The organism is Streptomyces kebangsaanensis, from assembly GCF_001906585.1.
GTDB classification, from domain to species: Bacteria; Actinomycetota; Actinomycetes; order Streptomycetales; family Streptomycetaceae; genus Streptomyces; species Streptomyces kebangsaanensis.
The window spans coordinates 64,542-64,913 of sequence record NZ_JUJA01000058.1 but is presented as its reverse complement, the minus strand read 5'-3'; the positions used below and the strand labels follow the sequence as shown (position 1 = coordinate 64,913).

1 pseudogene is annotated in these 372 nt (G+C 80.4%); it reads left to right on the top strand.

From position 1 onward, the window contains the following. Positions 1-372: pseudogene (locus RH94_RS42785) on the top strand (D-alanyl-D-alanine carboxypeptidase/D-alanyl-D-alanine endopeptidase); the annotation flags it as partial.

The following is a 372-nucleotide window of genomic DNA, read 5'->3' as shown; positions in this document are numbered from 1 at the left end:
CCGTGAAGCCGCGGGTCGCGCGGCTCACGAGGGCCGCCGGGTCGCGGCTCGCGACGCCGGGGACCTGGCAGTACACCGCGGGTGCCGCCACGGTCGGGCTGGCGCTCGCCGCCGGTGCGGTGACCGCCGCCGGCCCCTGGGACTCCTCCGGCCAGCGTACGGCCGAGCGGACCCGTGCGGCCGCCCTGGAGCACACGGGTGGCGCAGATCACGGCCGCCGAAACGATACGTCCGACACATCACGCACGGGCGATACGTCGGCCGGCGGGGCCCGGCCCGCGCCCAGCGCCCTGCCGGTGCTGGTGGGGCTCGACGGGGCCGGCGGCCCGGCGGAGCCGGTGTCCGGCGGCTCGGGCCTCGCGGCCGCCCTGG